The organism is Acidihalobacter sp. (assembly GCF_037381185.1).
Lineage (GTDB): Bacteria > Pseudomonadota > Gammaproteobacteria > DSM-5130 > Acidihalobacteraceae > Acidihalobacter_A.
The window spans coordinates 37,962-61,579 of record NZ_JARRQY010000007.1; the positions used below are offsets into that span (position 1 = coordinate 37,962).

A 23,618-nucleotide genomic window follows, 5' to 3' on the forward strand; every position below is an offset into this window, starting at 1 on the left:
AAGTAAAGCGCCGTTCCTGATCCGGCGCCGGACATCAGGACAAGAACCGATCAGACCATGCCGACGTAGCCGCGCATCCCTGCGATGCGATCCAGCCAGCGCCCGATGGCCGGATAACCCGCCAATTCGAAACCACCCTCGTGCGCCACGTGGGTATACGCGTACAGAGAGATGTCTGCGATCGTCATTGCGGCGCCACAGAGAAAAGGCGTCTGCTCCAATTGACGCTCCATCACGCGCAGCGCCCGATGTCCGCCTTCCTGCTTCGCAGCGTACTCGGCTCTGCGCTCCTCAGGCATGCCGAGATACTTGCTGATGAAACGCGCCACGGCAATGCAGGGTTCGTGGCTGTACTGTTCGAAGAACTGCCACTGCAGCACCATCGCTCTGGCGAAGGCGTCCATCGGCAGATATGAGCTGCCGTCCGCAAGATAGTTCAGGATCGCGTTGGACTCGGTCAGCACCCGGTCGTCATCGAGTTGGAGCACGGGAATCTGGCCCGCGGGATTCAGCGTCAGAAACGCCTCGGTTCGCGTATCCCCGCCCAGGATGTCCATCGGCACCCATTCGTGCGGGATATCCAGCAGAGACGCCAGCAGCTTGATCTTGTAGCAGTTGCCGGATTGTCCATCACCGTAGATCTTTACCATTGAGTTCCGTCTCTCCAGCTATGAGTTATGCCGGCACGATTGCACGCATGAACAGCAGATCGGCGTCCGATTCGGCCTCAAAAGGCTGAAAGCCGAGTGCCATGTATACCGCGCGAGCGGCTGGATTATCACGATAGACGCGCAAGGTAAACACATCGACCCCGGTTTCGGCCGTCGCCTCCTGCATGAGCAGACGGCACATCTGCTTTCCCAGTCCGCGGCCTCTATATCCGGACGCCACGATGATGCGGCCTAGGTGCACCTCGCCCTCCCGGATTGTCCTAAACTGTCCGAAACCGAGCGGCTGCGATATATCCGCGCTCCCCAGCACTCGGCTGCGCCGTTCCTGCATGTCCAACACTTCGGGGAGATCCTGCGCCGCGAAAGGGTATGTCACATGGGGACCGGCCCATCGTGCACAAGCGACGGCATCGCCTATCCACGATGCAATCACCGGGTAGTCATCCCCTTTGGGCTTCCTTAGAAACAATTCCATGAATTCAATCTAGTAAGGAGGTTTTATAAAAACAAAATCAAGTTATTGAACTGATACTCGCAGTGTCCTGCTACAGTCGCCAGCATACCCTGTAAACGGCGCGGCCGGCGCCGCGATTCGACATGCCGGCGACATCCTCCCTAACCATCGGGACCATTTCCGACCTGACGTGGTCCTTCGCGCAGGGTAAACTGCTGCCCGCTTCACAACACTCGGGACCCACGCATGACCCAACGCGTTCTGACCGGCATCACGACGACCGGCACGCCCCACCTCGGCAACTACGTCGGAGCCATCCGCCCGGCCATCGCGGCCAGCCGCCGTCCGGATACGGAAAGCTTCTTTTTCCTGGCTGACTACCACGCACTGATCAAGTGTGACGATCCGGCGCGGGTGGAACGTTCACGGATGGCTTTGGCGGCCACTTGGCTTGCCGCCGGCCTCGACCCCGAGCGCGTCGTGTTCTACCGCCAAAGCGACATCGTCGAGATCCCCGAATTGACCTGGCTGCTGACCTGCATCACGGCCAAGGGGCTGATGAACCGCGCCCACGCCTACAAGGCCGCCACCGACCAGAACCAGGCGGCCGGCGAGGACCCCGACCTCGGCGTCAGCATGGGGCTCTACAGCTACCCGGTCCTGATGGCTGCGGACATCCTCATGTTCAACGCACATCAAGTGCCGGTAGGGCGCGATCAGGTTCAGCACATCGAGATGACGCGCGACATCGCCCAACGCTTCAACCATCTGTTCGGTGGCGGCGAGGAGCTGTTCGTACTTCCGGAGGCCGTGGTCGACGCCAATATCGAACTGCTGCCGGGACTCGACGGACGCAAGATGTCCAAGAGCTATGACAACGTCGTGCCCCTGTTCGAGGGCGGCTCCCGCGCACTCAAGGACGCGGTTGCACGCATCGTCACCGATTCGCGCCTGCCCGGCGAACCCAAGGATCCCGACAGCACGGCGCTGAGCACCCTCTTCGACGCTTTCGCCAGCGCCGACGAGGCTCGCGCGTTCCGCGATGACCTGCGCGGCGGCCTAGCCTGGGGCGAGGCCAAGCAGCGCCTGGTCGAGCGTATCGAAACCGAAATCGGCCCCATGCGTGCGCGCTATGACGAACTCATGGCACAGCCCGAACGGGTCGAAGACATCATGCAGCAAGGCGCCGCCCGCGCCCGTGCGCTCGCCGCCCCCTTCCTCGCACGGCTGCGCGAAGCCGTCGGCCTGCGCGCTTTCCGCCGGAGCAGCGAACGCCGCGAAGGCCAAACCGATAAGCAGGCTCCGCCGCAGTTCAAGCAATACCGCGAAGCCGACGGGCGCTTCTACTTCAAGCTGACCGCAGCCGACGGCCGCCTCCTGCTGCAGAGCCGGGGTTTCGAAGCGGGCCGGGAAGCCGGGCAATGGATCGGCAGGCTCAAACGCGAAGGCTCGACCGCCCTGACCGAGGCCCCCGTCGAGTTGGGAGAAAGCGTAGCCACCAGCGAAGTCGAGGCGGCATTGACGGCGCTTGCCGAAGCATCCTGACGCCGCGCAGCGCGAGCGAATAGCGACACGCCACGCCGTTCACTCGCCTCGCGCATAGACAATGTAGTCCCGAAAGCGCCGCCCCGGCATGTCGGGAAACTGCGAGGGCAGCACTTCCAGCGCCTGGATGCGGTCGAGGCGGAAAGTGCGGAAATCTCCGCGCCACTCGCACCAGGCCCCCAGTGTCCACTTCGCGCCCCAGAACACCAGTCCGAGCGGCCAGACCACGCGTTCGGACGTCTCGCCGTCGTCCCGCCGGTAGCGAAGATGCGCCAGGAAGCGCTGATCGATGGCTCTGCGCAGTTGGGTCATGCCCTTCACGGTAGCCGGACTGACGAACACGTCCGGCGCCAGCAGCTTCTCCTTGTCCCAGCGTCCGCGCAGTCGATCCGGCAGCACGGCATCGACTTTGGCCAACACGCGCCCCGCCGCTTTGGCCAATTCCGCATCGGCCCAGGCCCGGACCATGCCCGCGCCCAAGGCCAGCGCTTCCAACTCCTCGGTGTCGAACATCAACGGCGGCACCTGATAGCCGGGACGCAGACGGTAACCCACACCCGCCTCGCCATCGATAGGCGCGCCGGCAGCGGCCAAATCAGCCACGTCGCGGTAAATCGTACGCTCCGAAACCTCCAATTCCTCGGCCATGCGGCGCGCCGTGAGCACCCGTCCGCGGCCGAGCAACAGAATGATCTGAAACAAGCGGTCGGCCCGTCGCATAGCCATTCATTCCCCTCCATACACCCGTCACGTCCATCAGCTTAGCCCCGACTTCCTGCCAACGGGGTGTCAGTTACCCGCACATATCGGGAAATTCGGCTCTTCTCTCCTGACAAAAGGCTGTCAGCAGCCGCCGTCTAGGCTGTCCAAACCGGAGGACACCCGGCACTTGTTCCGCAACCATGAGGCTCTAGCGATGAAAAACGTCATAAACTGGTTTGAAATCCCCGCCGCCGATTTCGGCCGCGCAATCAAATTCTACGAGACTGTCTTCGGCACGACGCTGCGGCTTGAGGATATGTCTGGCGCGAAAATGGGAATCTTTCCCTACGAGGCTCCTGCTACGTCCGGCGCGGTGGCTCAAATGCCGGAACTGAAGCCGGGCAATACCGGCACGCTGATCTATCTCGACGCCAGCCCCGACATCGGCATGGTATTGAGTCGCGTCGGCACCGCCGGCGGGACTGTGGTACTGGAAAAGACGCTGATCAACGACGACATAGGCTACATCGGCATTTTCATCGATACCGAGGGCAACCGCATCGGGGTACACGCTGCCAAGTAACCCGACACGCCGTCAAACGAGGCCATGTTCGCAACTTCGGGCACGGCCTCCGTCGTGTATGGCAGGCGTCGCCTCAGACAGCTTCGGCCGCCAGAGCGCTCCACATGTGCACTTTGGAAACGAAACCACCTTCGACCGCCATGGCCATGGGTTCCACACCGAATGCCACGAATCCGCAGCGCGCGTACAGCGCTTCGGCGACCGCGCTGCCCTCGGTCACCGTCAACTGCACCAATCGAACGCCGGGACGGGAACGCGCATATTCGAGCGCGGCCGACACCAGCCGCCTGCCCAAGCCGAGACCGCGCTGCGCCGCTGGAACGTACATGCCGAACAGCGTCGCCTTGTGGCGCGCTTTCTCCCGCGTCTCGAATGACAGACCGGCGACCCCGCAGAGCCTGCCGCCCTGCAGTACGCCGAATACGACCTGCCCCGCGGCGGGGTTTTCGTCAAGCCGCCCTTGCCACCATGCGAACGGCAGCGCCGAACGCTCCCCTGCGCTGGAAGTGAACGCATTGGGATGCGTCGCATACGCTTCGAGCATGAGCGCTCTATAGGCTTCGGCGTGCTTTGGCTCCAGGCGTTGGATGTTCATGCAGACTCCGGCGGCAAATGGACGTTGAATCGAGCATCGGGGCCGTGAGGCATCTTCCCTCGCGGCAAAAGCCACGCACACGGCGTCCCAGGCATGCTCAGCGGAAATGGTTCGCAATGAATGCGGCCACTTCCCCGGGCTTCTGCATATGCACGTTGTGGCCGCTGTCGATCTCGGCGAAATGGCGATTGCCAGCATCCGCGGCCAGCGCCTCAACCTCACGACGGCGCGCCGAATAGGAGCCGCGACCGGCCAACACGAACCCGGCCGGAACGCCGATGCGATCGTATATCCCTATCTCGGGATAGATGTCGGCTGCCGCATCGCTGCGGCACACCGCTTCCAGGTCATCCAGGCTCGGGCGGCGCAGCCAGGCGCCGTGACGCTCGACGAACGCACGGCGCATCACTGCGCCCAGCACCCGGGGCTCGATGCCCTCGTAATCCGGATCGGCAGAATCGAGCACCGTCGCGACGTACGCTTCCATCTCGTCGCGGGAAGCCTTCCAACCATAGCGGAAACGCTCCCACAGCGTTTCCCTCGGCAGGCGCCAGGCCGCCTCCTCCTGCGGCGTCTTGCGGGCGTCCAGCACGAAGCCGTCGAGCATGACCACGCCCGCACAATCCCCCCCATCGGCGGCATAGGCGGTCACGGCATAGGCGCCTGTCGAATGGCCGACAAGCAGCGGCGCATCAAGGCCAAGCGCGGAGATTACGGCGCCGATATCTCTCCAGTACTGTTCGGCGTCCGTCGAATCCACGGACGTCCAGCCATGACCTCTCAAGTCGAACGCCATCAGCCGAAAGTCGTCACGCAGTCGCTCGACGAGCGGCTCCCACACCTCGAGATTGTGCCCCGTGCCATGCACGAGAAGCGCATCGCCGCCGCGCCCACCGAAATCCCGCGCGGCGAACCGCCCGCAATCCGTGTTCAACAGCAGATCGCCGGAAGGCTGGCCGCATGCTGCCTGTGACCGTCGTTCCTCCTGTCCGGGTTGCACGTTCGATTCCAGATTAGCAGCTGATTGATGGCGACGAGGAAGAGTCGGCCTGCACCGATCTCGCTTCAGAGTTATGATTTATGAGTTTCACATAAACTGCCAGGTTCCGTGCGGGGCCTAGGCGAAAAATTGGCCCGGGACTGGGCCCGATACGCTGCAGGAAGCAACACGGGAGTGACTGATGGACCAGAAACGTATCGCTTGCGACCGCCTGCGTCGCAAAGTCATGAGTGCCGAAGACGCGGCCTCGCTGATCGACTCCGGCAGCACGCTGGGGCTGAGCGGCTTCACCGGCTCCGGCTATCCCAAGGCCGTGCCGCTAGCGCTGGCGGCGCGCATCGAAGCCGAACACGCCGCCGGGAAGCCCTTTAGCGTGCGCATGTGGACGGGCGCTTCCACCGGCCCCGAGTTAGACGGTGCAATGGCCAAGGCAGACGGTGTGGAATTCCGGTTGCCCTACAATTCGGACCCTATCGCCCGCGAGAAGATAAACCGTGGCGAGATGGAGTATTTCGACATGCATCTGAGCCAGGTGGCGCCGATGGCCTGGCAGGGGTTTCTTGGACCTCTCGACACCGCCGTCGTCGAGGTTTCAGGCATCCGCCCCGACGGCTCGCTCATCCCCTCCTCCTCCATAGGCAACAACAAGACCTGGCTCGACCGTGCCCAGCGCGTGATCCTAGAGGTCAACAGCTGGCAGAATGCCGCGCTGGAAGGCATGCACGACATCTACTACGGTACAGCGCTGCCTCCCAACCGCGTACCGATCCCGCTGGTGCGTTCCGACCAGCGCATCGGCGAACCCTATTTCCGCTGCGATCCCGACAAGGTCGCCGCCGTGGTCGAAACCCATGGGCCGGATCGCAACCTGCCTTTCGCCGCCCCAGACGCCGTGGCGCAAGCCATCGCCGGCCATCTGCTGGAATTCCTCGGCCATGAGATGGCTAAGGGACGCATGCCGGCCTCGCTGCTGCCGCTGCAATCCGGCGTCGGCAACATAGCTAACGCGGTTCTCACCGGACTGCTCGACAGCCCTTTTGAGAACATGACCGCCTATACCGAAGTCATCCAGGACGGCATGCTGGACCTACTCGCCGCCGGCAAGCTGCGCATGGCCTCGGCCACCGCCTTCTCGCTCAGCCCCGAGGCGGCCGCAGCACTTAATGCCGACATGGCGAGCTTCCGCGACAAGATGATTTTGCGGCCACAGGAGATCAGCAATCACCCAGAACTTATCCGGCGCCTGGGTTGCATCGCTATGAACGGCCTTATCGAGGCCGACATCTACGGCGCGGTGAACTCCACCCACGTCATGGGATCACGGATCCAGAACGGCATCGGCGGCTCTGGCGATTTCGCCCGCAACGCTTATGTTTCGATCTTCATGACCCCGTCCACCGCTAAGGATGGCAAGATTTCAGCCATTGTCCCGCAGGCCAGCCACGTCGATCACATCGCCCAGGACGTTCAGGTCATTGTCACCGAACAGGGGCTGGCCGACCTGCGAGGCCTCTCGCCCAAGCAGCGTGCCCGTGCCATCATCGACAACTGCGCCCATCCCGACTATCGGCCCGCGCTGAATGATTACTTCCGTCGCGCACAGGGACAGGCATTCGGCCAGCAATCACCGTCCCTGCCTGCCGAGGCGCTGTCCTGGCATGAGCGTTTTATCGAGACGGGGACGATGCGGGAATAGGATTGATCACAGAGGCGGTTTTCTAGGGTCGATTGGCGATCGTCAAGCTGCCTATTCTTGTAGGGCATAGGAGGGTTTTGCGCTCAATTCAAAGTATTCCTTTCTTGCTCTTGGAGTACTTTTCGGGCGCGATTTGAGGTGCGGGGACTCAATCTAGACCGGTGACGCGCCCGAGCCGGTTTGCTCGGCGCATCCCTGCGCCTCACCCCTTCGGGGCTGGCGCGAAAAATCGTTCCCGACGATTTTTCTTTGAATGCGCAAAGAAACCGGCGAAAGAAACGCGCCCAAAGCACTCGGCACCTGTGCCATTCGCGACGGCAGTGGGCTGATGTGTGTTCAGGACAAGGCGCTGTGCGAAGGCAATGACCCGAGCCCTTGGCAAGCGCCGCAACGCGGCCCTGGGCGCACACCAGCCCACCCGAAGAGCGGCTCCAGGCTGTCCCACCCCGGTGTTGCGCCGCTTGTGAAGGCAATAAAGCCTTCCCCTGCGCGATGCGCCTTGTGGCGAAACAGCCTGGAGTCGCTGCGGCCGCCAATGGCACAGGTGCAGAATGCTGTGCTTGTCCCTGACGGGCAACCTCGCGAACGCACCCCTGAACGAGATCAAGCAGCCCTTCGCTTCCCTGCGAAGAGCTGCTTGGCCGGCTTCCTTCCTGCCATCCCCGCCCAGGCGCATGTTCGCGAGGCAAGCGATCAGGGGAAACCTTACGTCAAGACAAAGCGCATCCGGCAGCAAAGTCCTCTGAACAAGCTTTTTCAGAGCTTCAAACACTCTGGAGGCGCTCTGTTTTGACTCCCCCGTTCCCGTGTGGCCTTGCCTTCAGCACAAGGACAAAGCCTTTCTGGCGCCTTTCTTTGGGTGTGCAAGAAAGGTACTCGGGCGCGTCGCCAATTCAGATTAGAGCTGCCATCCTCCGAATCGCGCACGAAACAAGCCACTAGGGCTGGCAAATACATCGCCTTCATCCACACCAGTCCAAAAAACCTAACGCTGGTACTCATCCGCAAACACAGGTACCCTCAGAATAGGGATACGACTCCATCCCCCAGAAACACCATACCTACCGAAAAACCGACTATCTCGCACCGCGCTGCGCCAGCAAAGCCTCAACCAAGGCAAGATCCTCCGGCGTATCGATGCCGTGCCCCGGCACCTCGACCGCCTCGGCGACGTGAATTCGCGCGCCGTGCCAAAGTACGCGCAACTGTTCGAGCTTCTCGACGTCTTCGAGTTCGCAGGGCGGCAACTCGACGTAGCGGCGCAAATATCCCGCGCGGTAGCAATAGAGCCCGATATGGCGCCAGCCGATCGGCATCTCGCGCTCCTCGGCGCCCATCACGTCGCGCTCCCAGGGAATCGGAGCGCGGCTGAAATACAGCGCGTAACCGGTCGCATCACACACCACCTTGACGGTATGCGGATCGTTCAGTTGAGCCGCCGAGTGGATCGGCGCACAAAGCGTCGACACGCTGGCCTCGGGAAAATCGATCAGATCTTCCGCAACCTGTCGGATCACCGCCGGCGGCGTCAGCGGTTCATCGCCCTGCAGATTGACCACGACCTCATCGTCTGCCCAGCCCCGAAGCTGCACGACTTCGGCCAGCCGTTCGCTACCCGAACGGTGCGTAGCGGAAGTCATTACGGCTTCCGCACCGAAACCGGCACAGGCTTCGACGATGCGCTCGTCGTCCGTAGCCACGAGTACTTCGTCCGACCCTGAAGCGCAGGCACAGTCGTAGACATGCGCCAGCATCGGACGGCCCGCGAGCGGCTGCAGCGGCTTGCCCGGCAGGCGCGTGGAGGCGTAGCGCGCCGGGATCACGACGCGAAAGCTCACAGCGCTTCGACCTCCTCCTGAGTCAGCGCACGCGCTTCCTCCTCCAACATTACCGGAATCCCGTCGCGGATCGGATAGGCCAGACGCGCCGACCTGGAAATCAACTCCTGGCGCTCCTTGTCATAGATCAGCGGCCCCTTGGTGACGGGGCAAACCAGGATATCAAGCAGTTTCTTGTCCATTGCGAAGCTTCCTCAGACGTTCGGCGAGGGCTGCCGTCAATTCAGGCGGCAGCTCGGCGGAGGCCGGCACTGCCCAGCAATCAGGCAGCGCGAACTCACGGCATTTTACGGCATCCTTCTCGGTCATGAGCACCGGCGCACCGTCATCGAAGATCAAATCAGCCGCCTGGTAACGGTAGTGGTCCGGGAAGGGATGGCGGAGGATGCGCAGCCCCGCCGACTCCAGCGCGGCGAAGAAACGTTCGGGATTGCCGATGCCGGCCAGCGCATGCACCGTAACTCCCGAGAAATCGGACAGTTCCCTGCGCTGCGAGGGTTCGGCGAGCGACCAGGCCTCGTCCAGATGCAACGCCATGGCGTATTCACCCGCACGAGGTTCTCCCTCGGTGACCACGACGAAATCGACCTCGCGCAGGCGGTTTGCCGGCTCGCGCAGGGGACCCGCCGGCAGGCAGCGCGTGTTGCCCAGGCGGCGACGCCCGTCGAGCATGGCGATCTCCACGTCGCGCGGCAGGCGATAGTGCTGCATGCCGTCATCGGCGACGATGATGTCGCAGGACTCGTCCGCAAGCAGCGCCTGCACCGCGGCGACACGATCGGCGCAGACACTGACCGGGACCCCCGCGCGCAGCGCGATCAGCAGGGGTTCGTCGCCTGCCTCGGCAGCGCCGCTGCTCTGCGTTACGCGCAGCGGTCGATCGGAGGCGCTGCCGCCGTAACCACGACTGATCACGCCCGGTCGCCAGCCCTGTTCGCGCAGCCACTGGCACAGACGGATCACCATCGGCGTCTTGCCGGTCCCGCCCACGGTAACGTTGCCGACGACGACGACCGGCAACGGCAACAGCGGAGGCGGCGTGCGCAGGAACGCTTGTCGGCGGCGCCGGGCCACGGCGCAGTACAGCGCGGACAAAGGCAAAAGCATCGTGGACAGTGGTCCGCGATGCTGCCATGCGCGCTGGATCCTGTTCTCGAAGGACATGCTCGTGCCTGATCTAGGGCCTGTTCACACTATTGCGCGATGCACTGCTGCGTCCGGTCATTCCAACACTCGTTGCAGACTACCAATCGAACGCCCGCTGCAAAAACTCGTCCATCACCTTCTGCGCCCGGCGCCGCTCCTCCCAGAAGCGGCGTCGGCCCGCATCGCCGCGACGGCGCGCCTCCACCGGCTCGGAATGCAGCGTCTGCCATTCGCGCAGCACGGCTTCGGCATCGCCCAACTTGACGACCTCGTCATGCGGGGCCGCAATCGCCACACCCGGTCCGAAACTGATCGCGCTATTGCCGGCAAGCGCCTGCCATCCGGTGCGACGCGCGGCGGACTGCAGATGGCCGGCATCGATAGCGCTGGCGACCGCCGCAATCCAGCGCAGATCGTCCACCGCCACAACGTTACCCGCCGGCAACGCACCTCGATCCCAGCGGCTGACGTTCAGATCAGCGACAGCAGAGACATCACCCTCATCGCTGGAGACGAACAACACGCCATCGGTCGCCAGCGGACTCGAGCGCCAATGCCGCACGAAATCGCCGGCCGCGATGATGGGACCGTGCCACCACCAGAGCTTCAGCTCCCCTTGCCCCACCGCAGCGAGACTGCGCAGCGTAGTATCGGCCTGCGCCTCGACGAACAGCGCCAGCGGATCGGTCGGCTCCGCGACATACTGGGCGGTACCAGCGTCCAGCCAAGCCCGAGCCTGGGCGGCATCGCAGGGATATGCCGCCTCCACGCCGGTCCCGGACGGCACGGTGTTGAAGGCGGCCAGATGCGTGCCTGCCCGTGCGGCGACATCGAGCAGATGCGCATAAGGCTGTGTATCCACCAGGATCAGCCCGAATGGCTCCAGACGCTGCATGACGCGCGTGACGGCGGCGGGACGATCTCCAGGGCCGTAGCCCAGCCCAATCTTGCGCAGCCCGCGCACACGGGGTTCGATGATGTCGGCGTAGTCGTACTCGAAGGTGAGCGCCAAGCGCACGTCTATACGCCGTTCGCGCAGCGCACCAAGCAGCTCGCAGGTCAGCAGCACCGATTCGCGGCTTGCGCCGGCCTTGAACCAGATGACTTTGCCCTCGCCTCGTGGCGGCAACAGATAGCCGCGCCGAGCGTTGGCTCTGGCGCGCTCGCCCCGCCAGCGGTCGCGCAGATCCGCGCGCAATGCCGGCCACCAGCCGCTGCCGTAACCATCCCCGTCAGCGCTGCTCATGCGTCTCGGCGGCCTGCTCGGGTTCTTCGTGGAACTGCATGCGGTGCAGGCGGGCGTAGGCACCGCTCTTGGCGATCAGTTCGGCGTGCGTGCCGACTTCGACGATCCGGCCCATCTGCATGACCACAATGCGGTCGGCGCTCTCGATCGTCGATAGGCGATGCGCGATGACGAGCGTGGTCCGTCCGCGCACCAGCGTCTCCAGCGCGGCCTGGATGTGGCGCTCGGACTCCGTATCCAGCGCCGAAGTGGCCTCGTCCAGGATCAGGATCGGGGCGTTCTTGAGCAGTGCGCGGGCGATCGCCAAGCGTTGTCGCTGTCCGCCCGACAGCAGCACCCCATTCTCGCCGACCAGCGTATCCAGCCCCTGCGGAAGCTGCTCGATGAACTCCCAGGCATGAGCGGCGCGGGCTGCTTCGATGATCTGCTCGCGCGAGGCGCCGCCCTGTTCGCCATAGGCGATGTTGTTGGCGATGGTGTCGTTGAACAGCGTAACCTGCTGGCCGACGTAGGTGAACTGCGAACGCAGGCTGTCCAGCTGCAACTGCGAGATCGAGACGCCGTCGAGAAGAATGTCGCCGCGATCGAGTTCGTAGAAGCGCGGCAGCAGGTTCACCAGCGTGCTCTTGCCGCTGCCCGAACGGCCGACCAGCGCGACCGTCTCCCCGGACGCGATGTCCAGGTTGATATCCTGCAGCACATCGCCCTTGGCGGTCTCGTAACCGAAATTCACCTCGCGATATTCGATGCGCCCGATGGCGCGTTCGAGGCGCCCGCGGCCGTGGTCCGGTTCCGGCTCGGCGTCCAGCAGCTCGAATATGGTTTCGCCGGCGGCGATGCCGCGCTGCAGCGTGGGGTTGATCTGCGCCAGACGCCGCAGTGGTTCCATGAGCATGAGAACCGCAGTGACGAAAGACACGAAGCTGCCCACGCTCATCGTCTGCAACAATGTTCCGGAGGTAGCGAGGTAGATGATGAAGGCGATGCCGACGGAGGCGATGAACTCCATCAACGGCAGGCTCGCCGCCTCGGCCGCGGTGGAACGCAGGCGCAGACGGCGGCTCTTGCGGTTGACCTCATCGAAACGCTTGGTCTCGTACTCCTTGCCGCCGAACAGCTTGACCACGCGGTGCCCCTCGATCATCTCCTCGGACACGTGCGTGACCTCGCCGACCACGTCCTGAATCCCGCGGCTCAGACGTCGGAAGACCTTGGTCACCGAAGTGGTGATCAGGGCGATGATCGGAAACAGCACCAGGAACACCAGACTCAACTTCCAGCTCACGTAGAACACCCAGATCAGCAGGCCTAGGGCGGTAATGCTGTCGCGGATGAGGATGGTAAAGCTACTGGTCGACGCGCCGGCGACCTGCTCGACGTTGTAGGTCAGCTTGGCCAACAATTCACCGGAGGAGGCATTGTCGAAGAACGTCACCGGCATGTTCAACAACCGGTCGAACATGCGCCCACGCAGGTCCATGACCACGTGCGTACCGACGTAGGCCATGAAATACGAAGACACGTAGCTGGCAATGCCGCGTACCAGGTACAGACCGACCAGCGCGGGGGGAATCCAGGTGATGGCCGTCATATTGCGGGCGACGAAACTGCCATCGAGCAGCGGTTTCATCAACGCGGCCATGGCCGGTTGCGTGGCGGCGGTCAGGGTCATTCCGACCACGGCCAGCACCAGGTACGGCCAGTAACGCAGCGACTCGCTCAGCAGTCGCCGGTAGACGCCGAATCCATCGAGCGATTTGGACGAATCGGACATCAGCGGGTTGGCGCGGGCTTGTCGGTCGCGATGGACAGACGGGAAAGACCCAGCTGACCGGCGACGTCCATGGCCGTGACCACGGACTGATACGGTGTGTTGGCATCCGCGCGCACGATCAGCGGCACCTTGCCGCCCTTGCTGGCCTTCGCCTCCTGCAGCGCTCGGAACAGGGTATCGGGCCGCGTGTTCACCAGTTCCCGGCCGTTGAGATAGTAGTTGCCGTGGCGGTCGATGGTCAGCGTCAGCGGATTCCGTGGCTTGACCGCCTCACTAGACTGCGCCTTGGGCAGTACGATCTTGAGTTCGGATTGCTTATTGAAGGTCGTAGTAACCATAAAGAAGATCAACAGCAGAAACACGACGTCGATCAGCGGCGCCATGTCGATGCCAGGATCATCGCGGCGGTCGCGGCGGAGGAACTTCATTTCTGCGCCCCGGTGCCTGCGCTGCGCGCGTTCTTCATACCACGCAAGGTATCGGCCAGACGCACAGCCTGATCTTCCATTTCCACCGTAAGTTTTTCGACCAACCCTCTGAAATATCGATGAAAAACCAGAGTCGGGATGGCCACTGAAAGTCCAGCGGCCGTGGTGATCAACGCCTTGGCGATGCCGCCGGCCAGGATATGCGGGTTGCCCACGCCGACCGAGGTGATCACGCTGAAGACCTGGATCATGCCGAACACGGTGCCAAGCAACCCGAGCAGGGGCGAGACGGCCGCGATCGTCCCCAGCGTATTGAGGTAGCACTCGAGTTCATGAACCACTTGGCGCCCGCTTTCCTCAATGCGCTCCTTCATCAGTTCATGCGTACGATTGCGGTTGCGCAGGCCGGTAGCGAGGATCTGTCCCAGTGGCGAAGCGCTCTCGATGGCCTGCAGCCGCTCGGCGTTCAACTCGCCGGCCTTGAGCTGCTTCACGATGGACTCAAGCAAACCGTGAGGAATGATGCGTGCGCGGCGCAGCGTCCAGAAACGCTCCAGGATGATCGCCAGCGCCAGTATAGACGCGGCGATGATCGGAAGCATCAGCCAGCCACCGGCTTTGACTATCTCGAACACGTGTACGCCTCTCGATTTATGGGATTACTCGGCGAGGCCGAATCATACACACTTCATTGCAGGCGATTCCAATACCGGCCTGCCTTCTCACGGTATCCGGGCAACAGCCGCACTCCCTCCGCACTGCTGAAACTCACGGCTAGGGCGCCGGAGTCAGCGGTATCTGCAATGGCTATTCCGCGTACGGCATAACGCCGCATGACCGTGGACTTAGGGAAGCCGAATCGATTGCCGAATCCGCGGCTGAGCAAGGCAAGCTTGGGATGCACGGCATCGAGGAACAACTCCGTGGACGAAGTGGCGCTGCCATGATGCGGCACGATCATCACGTCGGAGGCAAGACGCCCGCCCCATCGGCCTACCAGCCTGTGTTCAGCCTCGGCTTCGATATCCGACAGCAGCAGTGCACTGCCGCCAGCTCCCGAGATACGCAGCACGCAGCTGCGATCGTTACGCCCGCCGCTGCTCCGTGCCGAAGGGGAAAGCATCTCGAAGCGAACCCCATCCCAGGTCCACCCTTGCCCCGCCCTACACGCTTCGGAACCTTTCCACGCAACCGCATTCGAGGCGAGCACCCGCGTATGCGGATAAGCCTTCAGCAGAGATTCCACGCCACCGCTGTGATCATTGTCGTCATGACTGATCACCACGAGGTCCAGATGCCGCAGAGCACGGCTGCGCAGGTACGGCGCGACCACCGCCTCGCCCGTATCGAACCGGGGACTGAAGCGAGGACCGGCGTCGAACACCAGGGTGTGACGCGCGGTCTGCACCACCGCGGACATGCCCTGCCCCACGTCGAGCAACGTCAGGCGCCAATCACCGGGCGGCGGATGCACTGACGGCGGCCACAACAAGGGGCCTGCCATGACCACGCCGAGCCAGCGTGCCGGCCATCCGCGCGGCGCGAGCATCCAGACGACACCGCACAACGCAAATCCCAGCGCCGTCAGCGACGGCACGCCCAGACGCAGATGTGCGCCCGGCAGCGCAGCGAGAAATTCCAACACCGGCCACAACGGTCCCAGCGCCGCCCCGGCAAGCGCCAACAGAAGGCCGCCGGCGGCTGGCCAGATTCCAAGCAGCAACAGGCCGAGCAGCGCCAGCGGCACGACGACTAACCCCACCCATGGCACCGCCAGAAGATTCGCCAGCGGGGCGATCGGCGCGACACGCTGGAACAGCAGCGCCGTCAGCGGCAGCAGGCCCAGCAGAAGCCCCCACTGCACCCGCCCCCAGGTGCGCAGCCAGCCTGCCTCGAAGCGGCCCGTGACGGCATAGAGAATCACCGCGACGGCAGCGAAAGACAGCCAGAAACCGGCATCCATGACCGCGAGAGGATCAAGCAGCAGCACGGCCAGCAAAGCGGTGGAAAGCGAGCATGCAGGCCGGGCACGGCGCCACAACAGCACACCACCCAGTACAATGGCGAGCATCAGCAGAGCACGCTGCGTCGGAACCGTAAAACCGGCCAATGCGGCATAACAGCCAGCCGCGATCAGGGCGCACAACGCCGCCGCGCGCGGCGCGGCCAGCAACAGGGTCAGGCGCGGCACCAGGGCCCACAGTCGACGCATCAGCAACCCGATCACCGCCGCGACCATGCCGACGTGCAGCCCCGAGATGGCGATGAGGTGATTGGTCCCCGTATCCAGCAGGGTCTGCCAGCGGGTTTGTGGTATGCCGTCGCGAATACCGAGCGTCAGCGCCATGAGCACGCCGCGTCCGTCACCCTCGGGCACCACCGCGGCGATTCGCTGCGCCAATTCCATACGCAGGCGGCTCAGACGCACCGACGGCGTTAGACTCAGTCCCGGCTGGCGCTGCGCTCCGTGCGGGCGCACATAGCCCGTGGCGCGAATGCCCTGACGAAACAGCCATCTCTCGTAGTCGAAGCCCCCCGGATTCATGAAACCATTCGGCGGCTTCAGCCGCACGCCCAACCGCCAGCGCTGACCCGGCCTCAAGCGCGGCGCGGCGCCATGCCAACTCAGCCTTACCACGGACGGAAATTCCTGAAGCGCCCGCCCGTGCAGGCTAGCGGCCTCGACCCGGAACCTGAAACGCAGGCTATGCGCGGAAACCTGAGGAATAGAGGAAACGTAACCGCTCAGCACGGCGTCCTGTCTCATCGCCTGCTCCGGCCAGACAGGCCCCAACAGTACACCGGCACGCCACGCTGCCCAGGCCAGTCCCACACCGACCCAGAGCAGCGTTTTCGAGACGGGATGCCGCCATGCCGGTACGGCGAGCAGAGGCAAAGCCACCGCCCACCAGAGCGACGGCGGATGCATGAACTGTTGAGCGGCGAAGATGCCGATCAACAGGCCTAGCGCTGCACTGCACACGCCACTGCCATCATGTTTCCCCCTTCACGCTCCTGTGGTCATCCCCGAACACAGCGCCAACCTGAACAGTTTTTTGCATTCACCGTCATACGCAACAACGGCCGAATGCCATAATGTATGTGCTCTCCAACTTTTGCCCGACACGGATCCATCGCGCGACATGGCCAAGCACATCATCCGGCGCCTGTTTCCCAATTACCAGACGGTACGCGAACACAAGTCTCTGCGCTTCCTTGGGACCCTGCTGCACGACCCCAACCTCTGGCATCTGAACCGTCATTCCGTCGCGGGAGGTTTCGCGGTCGGGTTGTTCATGGCGTTTCTACCCATGCCGTTCCAGATGGTGCTTGCCGCGATGGTCGCCATCGCCGTGCGGGTCAATCTCCCGATAGCCGTCGCGCTGGTCTGGCTCAGCAACCCGCTGACCATGCCCCCGATCTTCTTTTTCGCCTACAAACTCGGCAGTTTGATAGTCGGTATTCCCTCGCACGGCATGCCCGCGTTCAATCTCTCCCTGGAATGGTTCGGCGGAGAGTTCCTGCGCGTATGGAAACCGCTGCTGGTCGGCAGCCTGCTGCTCAGCACCGTCTCAGCGTTGCTCGGCTACATCGGCATGCAACTGTTCTGGCGCCTGAACGTGGTGCACCGCTGGGAACAACGCCGCAAGCGTCGTCTGACGGCGCGCAAATGACCTTGTTCGAGGCTCCGGCGAACCGCAGGCTTCTGGGCGGCGGGCTGGTCTATGCGCTGGGCACCGCGGCGGCGCCGCTAGGCCTCGAGTGGCTACGCCAGCACGCCGAACATGCCGCGCTCGGCGCGTGGATACTGCGCTACCTCGGCCGCCCGCTGGCGCATGCGCTATTGCTGGTCGCCTTCGTGCTGATCGCGCTTCCCGCCCTGCTGGGCCTGGCATACCCCCTGAACCCGGCAAAAGTTACGGGCGGTGGTTCGCATCTGGGCGCATTGATCAATCTAGCCACCCTGCTGGCATTGGCGCTGCCATGGGTCGCGCGCCCGGCCGGGCTACAGGCCCTTTTACTGCCATTGCAGACGGCAGCCCTGCTGATGCTGATCGCACACTGGCTGGCCACGGCGCCTCTGGATTACCTGCCCGACCCGGTCAGCGCACTGCTGTTCGTCGTACTGGCCTGGGCCGGCTACCGCCTGAGTCGACTGTTCGGTCAGGCATTGGGGGGAATCGTCGATCGCCACTGGGCCGTGACCGGCAGCGGTCTCATCATCGGCGAAGCTCTGCTGCCACTGTTCCAGGCTCCAGGCGTCATTGCCTACGGCCTGACGCTGGGCCGTCAACTGCTGACGTAGAGCTGGCCGTCGTCGAGACGCAGCACACGGTCCATGCGCCGGGTCAGCAAAGGATCGTGGGTCACGATGACCAGCGCCGTCTCGAGTTCCTCGTTGAGCCGCAGCAGCAGACGGAAGATCTGCTCCGCATTCTTGCGATCGAGATTGCCCGTAGGTTCGTCGGCCAGCACGGCGCGCGGCTCCGTAATCACTGCACGGGCGATGGCCACGCGCTGGCGCTCGCCGCCGGACAACTCGCCCGGTTTATGTTCGGTGCGGCCCAACATGCCCACCCGCTCCAGCAGCATCCGCGCGCGCTGCTCGGCCTGCGCCGTGTGCGTGCCGCGGATCATCAGCGGCATGGCTACGTTTTCCAGCGCCGTGAACTCCGGCAATAGGTGGTGGAACTGGTAGACGAAACCCAGAGACTCGTTGCGCAGCTCGCCGCGCTGGCGGTCGGACAGCTTGCTCATGTCCTTGCCGCACACCTCGGTGCTGCCGGTACTGGGCGTATCCAGCCCGCCGAGCAGATGCAACAATGTGCTCTTGCCGCTGCCCGAACTGCCGACGATGGCGACTTTCTCTCCCGGCATCAGCGAGAAGCTGATGCCGCGCAGCACCTCCACCGAGAGCTCGCTCTCCCGGTAAGTCTTTCTCAGCTCGCTTACGCGCAGCACGGGCTCGTTGGAGGAAAGAGCGTCTAAGACCATGGTTGATCCGTTATTCGTATCGCAACGCTTCGGCCGGCTGCGTGCGTGCCGCACGCAGGGCCGGGTAAATGGTCGCCAGCACGGTCAGCACGAAAGCGATCACGCCGATATGCAGCACGTCGCGCCATTCCAGATAGGACGGCAATTGGCTGATGTAGTACACCTGCGGCGAAAGGAATTGCACATGGAACACCCGCTCGATCGCCGGAACGATGGTTTCCACGTTGAGCGACAGCACGACGCCACCGGCGATCCCGACCAGCACGCCCACCAGGCCGATCACCGTGCCCTGGATGACGAACACCCTCATCACCCGCCCCGGTGACATGCCCAGCGTTCGCAGAATGGCGATGTCGGCCTGCTTGTCGTTGACCACCATGACCAGCGTCGACACGATGTTGAACACACCGACCGCCACGATCAGGAACAGGATCACGAACATGACCGTCTTCTCCGTGCGCACCGCATGAAAGAAGTTGGCGTTTTCCCGAGTCCAGTCGGTAACCCAGTAATTCGGTCCCAGCGTGCTGCTCAGGCGCGCAGCCACCTCGGGTGCCTGCATCACCTTATTCAGTTTAAGTCGCAAGCCGGTGACGCCGTCGAGGCGGAACAGACGCGAGGCGTCCTGCATGTCGATGAAGGCCATGCCGCGGTCGTACTGATACATACCGGCGGAAAAGACGCCGACCACGGTGAAACGCCGGAAACGCGGCAGAACTCCTGCCGGCGTGACCGTCGCATCAGGCGTGATGACGGTAACGTGATCGCCCAAGCTCACGCCCAGATAAGCGGCCAGATCCTTACCCAGCACGATGCCGAAACCGCCAGGCTTGAGCGCCGCCAGCGAACCGGAAACCATATCGCTGCCGACTTTTGAAACCGCACCTTCGCGCGAAGGCTGCACGCCGCGCAGAACCGTGCCGCTGACCGCACGGCCGGCCGAGACCATGGCCTCGCCCTGCACGTATGGCGCCACACCGGTCACTCCCGGAGCCTTGCCGACACGCTTGCTCAACTCCTGCCAATTCTTGAGCCCGCCACTGAACTCGCGCACCGTAACGTCGGAAGCGAATCCAAGAATACGGCTCTGCAGTTCACGCTCGAAACCGTTCATGACCGACAGCACGGTGATCAAGGCCGTCACGCCCAGCGCAATGCCAAGCATGGAGATCAGCGTAATGAAGGAAATGAAATGATTGCGCCGCTTGGCTCGCGTGTAACGCAGTCCGATGCTGAGTTCGAGAGGTCGGAACATAGCGGGCGATTAAACCATAGTGATATGACCAGTTAACAGGCTTGCGGTGGATATTCATGTGGGATAGGGCCCCTGGACATCGATCACCTTTGCCTAGAACCGGACCCACCTCATGCCAGCGCTCAAGCGAACGAACACCATACTTAGTCCGCGACAGTTCAATGTCTCCCATCAACGGCCAGTGCAATTTGAAACTCCAAAAGGCTATAGTCACGAGGGCAGTCCCAAAAACCGCCGCCGGCCGTGTACAGCGCCCGCTCAACCTGTACCGGCACGGGCCTGGTCGATGGTTCCCGGGAGACTGACATACACAATTCGAACAATTGACTGGAGAGCACCATGTCGCGCGTCCTACAACTCAGCCTGACGGCTCTGCTCGGACTGACCCTCGCCTCGCCCGCGCTGGCCCAGGTCATCATCCTGCCCAACGGACACGCCCAAGCTTCGACGCTGTCGAAGCAGCCGACCCGCGGCATGACCATGCAGCAGGTACGCAGCCAGTTCGGAACGCCGCTCAAGAAACTGGCCCCGACCCCGACGGCTCCCAACTACCCGACCATCGCGCGTTGGATCTACGCGGACTACACCGTCTACTTCGCGGACAAGCACGTCATCCACACCGTGGTACACACCGGCAAAACGGCCGCAAAACCCTGACCTCCGGACACACCGTGACCCACACCGAAACCCAACGGACCCTTCCTGCGGAATGGGCCCCGCAAAGCGGCGTCATGCTCACCTGGCCGCACGACCGCACGTTCTGGGCTCCGCAGCTGACCGCCGTCGAAAGCGTCTACCTCGAAATCGCCAACACCATCTGCACGCGCGAAGACTTGCTCGTCGTCTGCCGCGACGCGGACCACCGCAGCCACGTCGAAGCGATCCTGCGTAAAGGCGGCTGTCCGCAACCGCGCCTGCACTTGGCGATCGCCCCTTCGGACGACACATGGGCGCGCGACCATGGCCCCATAGCCATACTTCAGAACGGCATACCACGCCTGCTAGACTTCGCTTTCAATGCCTGGGGAGGCAAATATGCCTATGCGCAGGACGACGCCATCAACCGCACCGTCGCCGCTGGCGGCGCCTTTGGCGACACGCCGCTGGAGCAGGTCGGGCTGATCCTCGAAGGCGGCTCCATCGATACCGACGGCGCGGGCACGCTCCTGACCACACGTCACTGCCTGCTCACCCCGACCCGCAACAAGGGCCTCGACGAGACTGCCATCGAAGCCGAACTGCGTGAAACCCTTGGAGTCAACAGGATTCTGTGGCTAGACCACGGCGCATTGGCAGGCGACGACACCGACGGCCATATCGACACGCTGGCCCGCTTCTGCGACGAACACACCATCGCCTACGTGCACTGCGGCGACCCGACCGACGAGCACCATGCCGAGTTGCAGGCCATGGAAACCGAACTCATGGCGCTGCGCGACGCTGCCGGGGAACCCTACCGGCTACTGCCCCTGCCAATGCCCAAGGCGCACTACAAACATGACGGCCAGCGTCTGCCGGCGACCTATGCCAATTTCCTGATCATCAACCACGCCGTGCTCATGCCAACCTACGACGATCCGGTGCACGATGAGGCCGCCATGGAGATTCTGGGCAGCGCCTTTCCCGGCCGCGAAATCATCGGCATCAACTGCATACCGATCATCCAGCAGTACGGCAGCCTGCACTGCCTGACCATGCAATTGCCATTCGGCGTGCTCACCCCCCACGATCGCTAGAGGCCCCAGCCATGCGCGTCGCACTCATCCAACAAGCCAACTCGGCCGACCGCGAAGCCAATCTCGCCACGAGCATCCACGGCATTCAGGAAGCCGCCGAGCAGGGCGCCGAATTGGTCCTGCTGCAGGAGCTGCACGCCGGACTGTACTTCTGCCAGACCGAAGACGCCGAAGTCTTCGACCAGGCCGAACCCCTGGACGGACCGACCGTCGCCGCTTTGTCCGAAGAGGCCCGCAGGCACGGCGTCGTGATCGTCGGTTCGATCTTCGAGCGCCGCGCCGCCGGCATCTATCACAACACCGCCGTGGTGCTCGAACGTGACGGCAGCGTCGCCGGCATCTACCGCAAGATGCACATTCCTGACGATCCCGGCTACTACGAAAAATTCTACTTCACGCCCGGCGACCTCGGCTTCGAACCGATCGACACCAGCGTCGGACGGCTCGGCGTACTCGTCTGTTGGGACCAATGGTACCCGGAGGCGGCCCGGCTCATGGCCCTGGCCGGTGCCGAGCTGCTGCTCTACCCCACCGCCATCGGCTGGCACCCCGAGGAACCGGAAGACGAGCATGTCCGACAGCTCGACGCCTGGCGTCTGGTGCAGCGCGGCCATGCCGTAGCCAACGGCCTGCCTCTGCTGGCCTGCAACCGCGTCGGCCCGGAATCGGACCCGAGCGGCGTGCTGGCCGACGCGCAGTTCTGGGGTGCCAGCTTCGTCTGCGGCCCGCAGGGCGAACTCCTCGCCGAAGCGCCATCCGACGCGCCCTGTGTGCTGCTCGCCGACATCGACATGCAGCGCAGCGAACAGGTGCGCCGCATGTGGCCGTTCCTGCGCGATCGCCGCATCGACGACTACGACGAGATCCTGCTGCGCTACCGGGACTGAACGACCCGGCGGACAGCGGACGGCAGCTCATGGACACACGCTCCTGGCTCGAACACTTCCCGGCCCTGCGCGAGATCGACGATCCGGCAGGACTGCATGCGCTGGACGCAGCTGAAATCGTCCGCGCTCCCACCGACACGCGGGTATTCGAAAGCGGCCAAGCCTGCCACAATTATCTGCTGATCATAGACGGCAGCATACGCGTACAGCAGCTTTCGGCCAGCGGCCGCGAAATCGTGCTGTACCGGGTCGCCCCCGGCGAGTCCTGCGTGTTGACCACGACCTGCCTGTTGGCACACGGGCACTATACGGCCGAAGGCATCACGGAAACCGAAGTGCTCGCCGCGGCCATCCCCGCAGCCGCCTTTCGCGCCGCTCTCGAAGCTTCGGACCCGCTGCGGCGATTCGTTTTCGCCTCTTACGGCGAACGCCTTGCAGCTCTGCTGCAGCTGGTCGAGGAAATCGCGTTCGAGCGCTTCGATTCGAGACTTGCCAGACGGCTGCTCGGACTTGCCGGCTCCGAAACGCGCATGACCATCACGCACCAGGCGCTGGCGGTTGAACTCGGCAGCGCACGCGAGGTGGTCAGCCGCGTACTGAAGCATTTCTCGGATTGTGGCTGGGTTCGAGTCGGACGCGGAGAACTCGAGATTCTCGAGCCGGCGGCATTGCAGCGGCTCGCGGCGAAATCATCTGAACGACCTACCCTCGAACGGTGATCTAGTCACCGAAGCGAAAACCTGCCGGGAGCATAATGAGCCCACTCAGCTATGCGACATCGCACACGCTGTTTTCGCCACGCATCAAATCACGTCCGGAGGATACAAGCATGAAGATGAACGTCGGCGGCATCGACCGCGTGATCCGCATCGTTATCGGCCTGTTGCTCATCTCCCAGGTTTTCATCGGCCTACAGTCGCCCTGGGGCTGGATCGGCGTCGTCCCGTTGTTAACCGGCATTGTCGGCTACTGCGGCGCCTACACCCTGTTCGGCATCAATACCTGCCCGCTAAAAAACAAGTCATGAAGCCCCCCGGCGCCCCATCCCAGGGGCGCCGGGACACCCA

26 protein-coding genes are annotated in these 23,618 nt (G+C 63.4%); 11 read left to right on the forward strand and 15 right to left on the reverse strand.

Going from position 1 to position 23,618, the window contains the following annotated elements:
- Nucleotides 1-50: 50 nt before the first annotated feature.
- Together P8014_RS03450 and P8014_RS03455 are read right to left on the reverse strand one after the other, a co-directional pair.
- On the reverse strand, nt 51-650 hold the full coding sequence (locus tag P8014_RS03450; RefSeq protein WP_337815913.1) for a glutathione S-transferase family protein: 600 nt from the start codon (nt 648-650) through the stop codon (nt 51-53).
- A gap of 25 nt (nt 651-675) precedes the next feature.
- A complete protein-coding gene (locus P8014_RS03455; protein WP_337815914.1) occupies nt 676-1,146 on the reverse strand; it encodes a GNAT family protein in 471 nt (156 codons plus the stop codon).
- Nucleotides 1,147-1,371: 225 nt separating this feature from the next.
- Between P8014_RS03455 and P8014_RS03460 the strand changes: the two genes are divergently transcribed.
- On the forward strand, nt 1,372-2,670 hold the full coding sequence (locus P8014_RS03460) for a tryptophan--tRNA ligase (RefSeq protein ID WP_337815915.1): 1,299 nt from the start codon (nt 1,372-1,374) through the stop codon (nt 2,668-2,670).
- Nucleotides 2,671-2,709: 39 nt separating this feature from the next.
- Here P8014_RS03460 and P8014_RS03465 read toward each other — a convergent pair whose 3' ends face one another.
- Entirely contained in the window at nt 2,710-3,396 is a 687-nt protein-coding gene (locus P8014_RS03465) for a YafY family protein (RefSeq protein ID WP_337815916.1), read from the reverse strand.
- A 190-nt stretch (nt 3,397-3,586) separates the two neighbouring features.
- Between P8014_RS03465 and P8014_RS03470 the strand changes: the two genes are divergently transcribed.
- Nucleotides 3,587-3,955, forward strand: coding sequence for a VOC family protein (locus P8014_RS03470; protein WP_337815917.1), 369 nt, complete (start codon nt 3,587-3,589; stop codon nt 3,953-3,955).
- Between the two features lie 73 nt (nt 3,956-4,028).
- Here the strand turns inward: P8014_RS03470 and P8014_RS03475 are convergent, their stop codons facing one another.
- Both P8014_RS03475 and P8014_RS03480 read right to left on the reverse strand, forming a co-directional pair.
- Nucleotides 4,029-4,550, reverse strand: a complete 522-nt coding sequence (locus tag P8014_RS03475; RefSeq protein WP_337815918.1) for a GNAT family N-acetyltransferase — start codon at nt 4,548-4,550, stop codon at nt 4,029-4,031.
- Nucleotides 4,551-4,647: 97 nt separating this feature from the next.
- Entirely contained in the window at nt 4,648-5,550 is a 903-nt protein-coding gene (locus P8014_RS03480) for an alpha/beta hydrolase (RefSeq protein ID WP_337815919.1), read from the reverse strand.
- Between the two features lie 181 nt (nt 5,551-5,731).
- On the opposite strand from P8014_RS03480, the gene P8014_RS03485 reads away from it, so the two are divergent.
- Both P8014_RS03485 and P8014_RS03490 read left to right on the forward strand, forming a co-directional pair.
- Complete coding sequence (locus P8014_RS03485) at nt 5,732-7,246, forward strand: acetyl-CoA hydrolase/transferase family protein (RefSeq protein WP_337815920.1); 1,515 nt, start codon at nt 5,732-5,734, stop codon at nt 7,244-7,246.
- Nucleotides 7,247-7,499: 253 nt separating this feature from the next.
- A complete protein-coding gene (locus P8014_RS03490; RefSeq protein ID WP_337815921.1) occupies nt 7,500-8,039 on the forward strand; it encodes a hypothetical protein in 540 nt (179 codons plus the stop codon).
- Between the two features lie 283 nt (nt 8,040-8,322).
- On the opposite strand, the gene kdsB is transcribed toward P8014_RS03490, so the two are convergent.
- From kdsB to P8014_RS03530, 8 genes are all read right to left on the reverse strand, one after another.
- Nucleotides 8,323-9,084 carry a 3-deoxy-manno-octulosonate cytidylyltransferase gene (gene kdsB / locus P8014_RS03495; RefSeq protein ID WP_337815922.1) on the reverse strand — a complete coding sequence of 254 codons (762 nt, stop codon included), beginning with the start codon at nt 9,082-9,084 and terminating at the stop codon, nt 8,323-8,325.
- Nucleotides 9,081-9,266, reverse strand: coding sequence for a Trm112 family protein (locus P8014_RS03500; protein ID WP_337815923.1), 186 nt, complete (start codon nt 9,264-9,266; stop codon nt 9,081-9,083). Before P8014_RS03500 ends, kdsB begins: the two co-directional genes overlap by 4 nt.
- Nucleotides 9,247-10,191: a tetraacyldisaccharide 4'-kinase gene (gene lpxK / locus P8014_RS03505; protein ID WP_337815924.1), complete on the reverse strand. Its 945-nt coding sequence runs from the start codon at nt 10,189-10,191 to the stop codon at nt 9,247-9,249. The genes P8014_RS03500 and lpxK overlap by 20 nt, the downstream gene beginning before the upstream one ends.
- A gap of 136 nt (nt 10,192-10,327) precedes the next feature.
- A complete protein-coding gene (locus P8014_RS03510) occupies nt 10,328-11,476 on the reverse strand; it encodes a hypothetical protein (RefSeq protein WP_337815925.1) in 1,149 nt (382 codons plus the stop codon).
- Nucleotides 11,463-13,250, reverse strand: a complete 1,788-nt coding sequence (msbA, locus tag P8014_RS03515; RefSeq protein ID WP_337815926.1) for a lipid A export permease/ATP-binding protein MsbA — start codon at nt 13,248-13,250, stop codon at nt 11,463-11,465. Before msbA ends, P8014_RS03510 begins: the two co-directional genes overlap by 14 nt.
- Nucleotides 13,250-13,678, reverse strand: coding sequence for a biopolymer transporter ExbD (locus tag P8014_RS03520; RefSeq protein WP_337815927.1), 429 nt, complete (start codon nt 13,676-13,678; stop codon nt 13,250-13,252). Before P8014_RS03520 ends, msbA begins: the two co-directional genes overlap by 1 nt.
- Nucleotides 13,675-14,313, reverse strand: a complete 639-nt coding sequence (locus P8014_RS03525; protein ID WP_337815928.1) for a MotA/TolQ/ExbB proton channel family protein — start codon at nt 14,311-14,313, stop codon at nt 13,675-13,677. The genes P8014_RS03520 and P8014_RS03525 overlap by 4 nt, the downstream gene beginning before the upstream one ends.
- 53 nt (nt 14,314-14,366) lie before the next feature.
- The gene (locus P8014_RS03530; protein WP_337815929.1) at nt 14,367-16,661 is read right to left on the reverse strand and encodes a DNA internalization-related competence protein ComEC/Rec2; all 2,295 of its coding nucleotides are present in this window, start codon (nt 16,659-16,661) and stop codon (nt 14,367-14,369) included.
- 160 nt (nt 16,662-16,821) lie between these two features.
- Here P8014_RS03530 and P8014_RS03535 point away from each other — a divergent pair, with 160 nt between their 5' ends.
- Entirely contained in the window at nt 16,822-17,352 is a 531-nt protein-coding gene (locus P8014_RS03535; RefSeq protein ID WP_337815930.1) for a DUF2062 domain-containing protein, read from the forward strand.
- Complete coding sequence (locus P8014_RS03540) at nt 17,349-17,984, forward strand: hypothetical protein (protein WP_337815931.1); 636 nt, start codon at nt 17,349-17,351, stop codon at nt 17,982-17,984. The genes P8014_RS03535 and P8014_RS03540 overlap by 4 nt, the downstream gene beginning before the upstream one ends.
- On the opposite strand, the gene lolD is transcribed toward P8014_RS03540, so the two are convergent.
- Nucleotides 17,969-18,673 (reverse strand): lipoprotein-releasing ABC transporter ATP-binding protein LolD, encoded by a 705-nt coding sequence (gene lolD / locus P8014_RS03545; RefSeq protein WP_337815932.1) that lies wholly within the window; start codon nt 18,671-18,673, stop codon nt 17,969-17,971. The genes P8014_RS03540 and lolD overlap by 16 nt on opposite strands.
- A gap of 10 nt (nt 18,674-18,683) precedes the next feature.
- Nucleotides 18,684-19,928: a lipoprotein-releasing ABC transporter permease subunit gene (locus tag P8014_RS03550; protein ID WP_337815933.1), complete on the reverse strand. Its 1,245-nt coding sequence runs from the start codon at nt 19,926-19,928 to the stop codon at nt 18,684-18,686.
- A 339-nt stretch (nt 19,929-20,267) separates the two neighbouring features.
- Here P8014_RS03550 and P8014_RS03555 point away from each other — a divergent pair, with 339 nt between their 5' ends.
- The 5 genes from P8014_RS03555 (at nt 20,268) to P8014_RS03575 (ending at nt 23,578) form a co-directional block, all read left to right on the forward strand.
- On the forward strand, nt 20,268-20,585 hold the full coding sequence (locus P8014_RS03555; protein WP_337815934.1) for a hypothetical protein: 318 nt from the start codon (nt 20,268-20,270) through the stop codon (nt 20,583-20,585).
- A gap of 14 nt (nt 20,586-20,599) precedes the next feature.
- The gene (locus P8014_RS03560; RefSeq protein WP_337815935.1) at nt 20,600-21,664 is read left to right on the forward strand and encodes an agmatine deiminase family protein; all 1,065 of its coding nucleotides are present in this window, start codon (nt 20,600-20,602) and stop codon (nt 21,662-21,664) included.
- Nucleotides 21,665-21,675: 11 nt separating this feature from the next.
- The gene (locus P8014_RS03565; RefSeq protein WP_337815936.1) at nt 21,676-22,551 is read left to right on the forward strand and encodes a carbon-nitrogen hydrolase; all 876 of its coding nucleotides are present in this window, start codon (nt 21,676-21,678) and stop codon (nt 22,549-22,551) included.
- A gap of 29 nt (nt 22,552-22,580) precedes the next feature.
- Nucleotides 22,581-23,270, forward strand: a complete 690-nt coding sequence (locus P8014_RS03570; protein WP_337815937.1) for a Crp/Fnr family transcriptional regulator — start codon at nt 22,581-22,583, stop codon at nt 23,268-23,270.
- 110 nt (nt 23,271-23,380) lie between these two features.
- Complete coding sequence (locus tag P8014_RS03575; protein ID WP_337815938.1) at nt 23,381-23,578, forward strand: DUF2892 domain-containing protein; 198 nt, start codon at nt 23,381-23,383, stop codon at nt 23,576-23,578.
- Nucleotides 23,579-23,618: the final 40 nt, after the last annotated feature.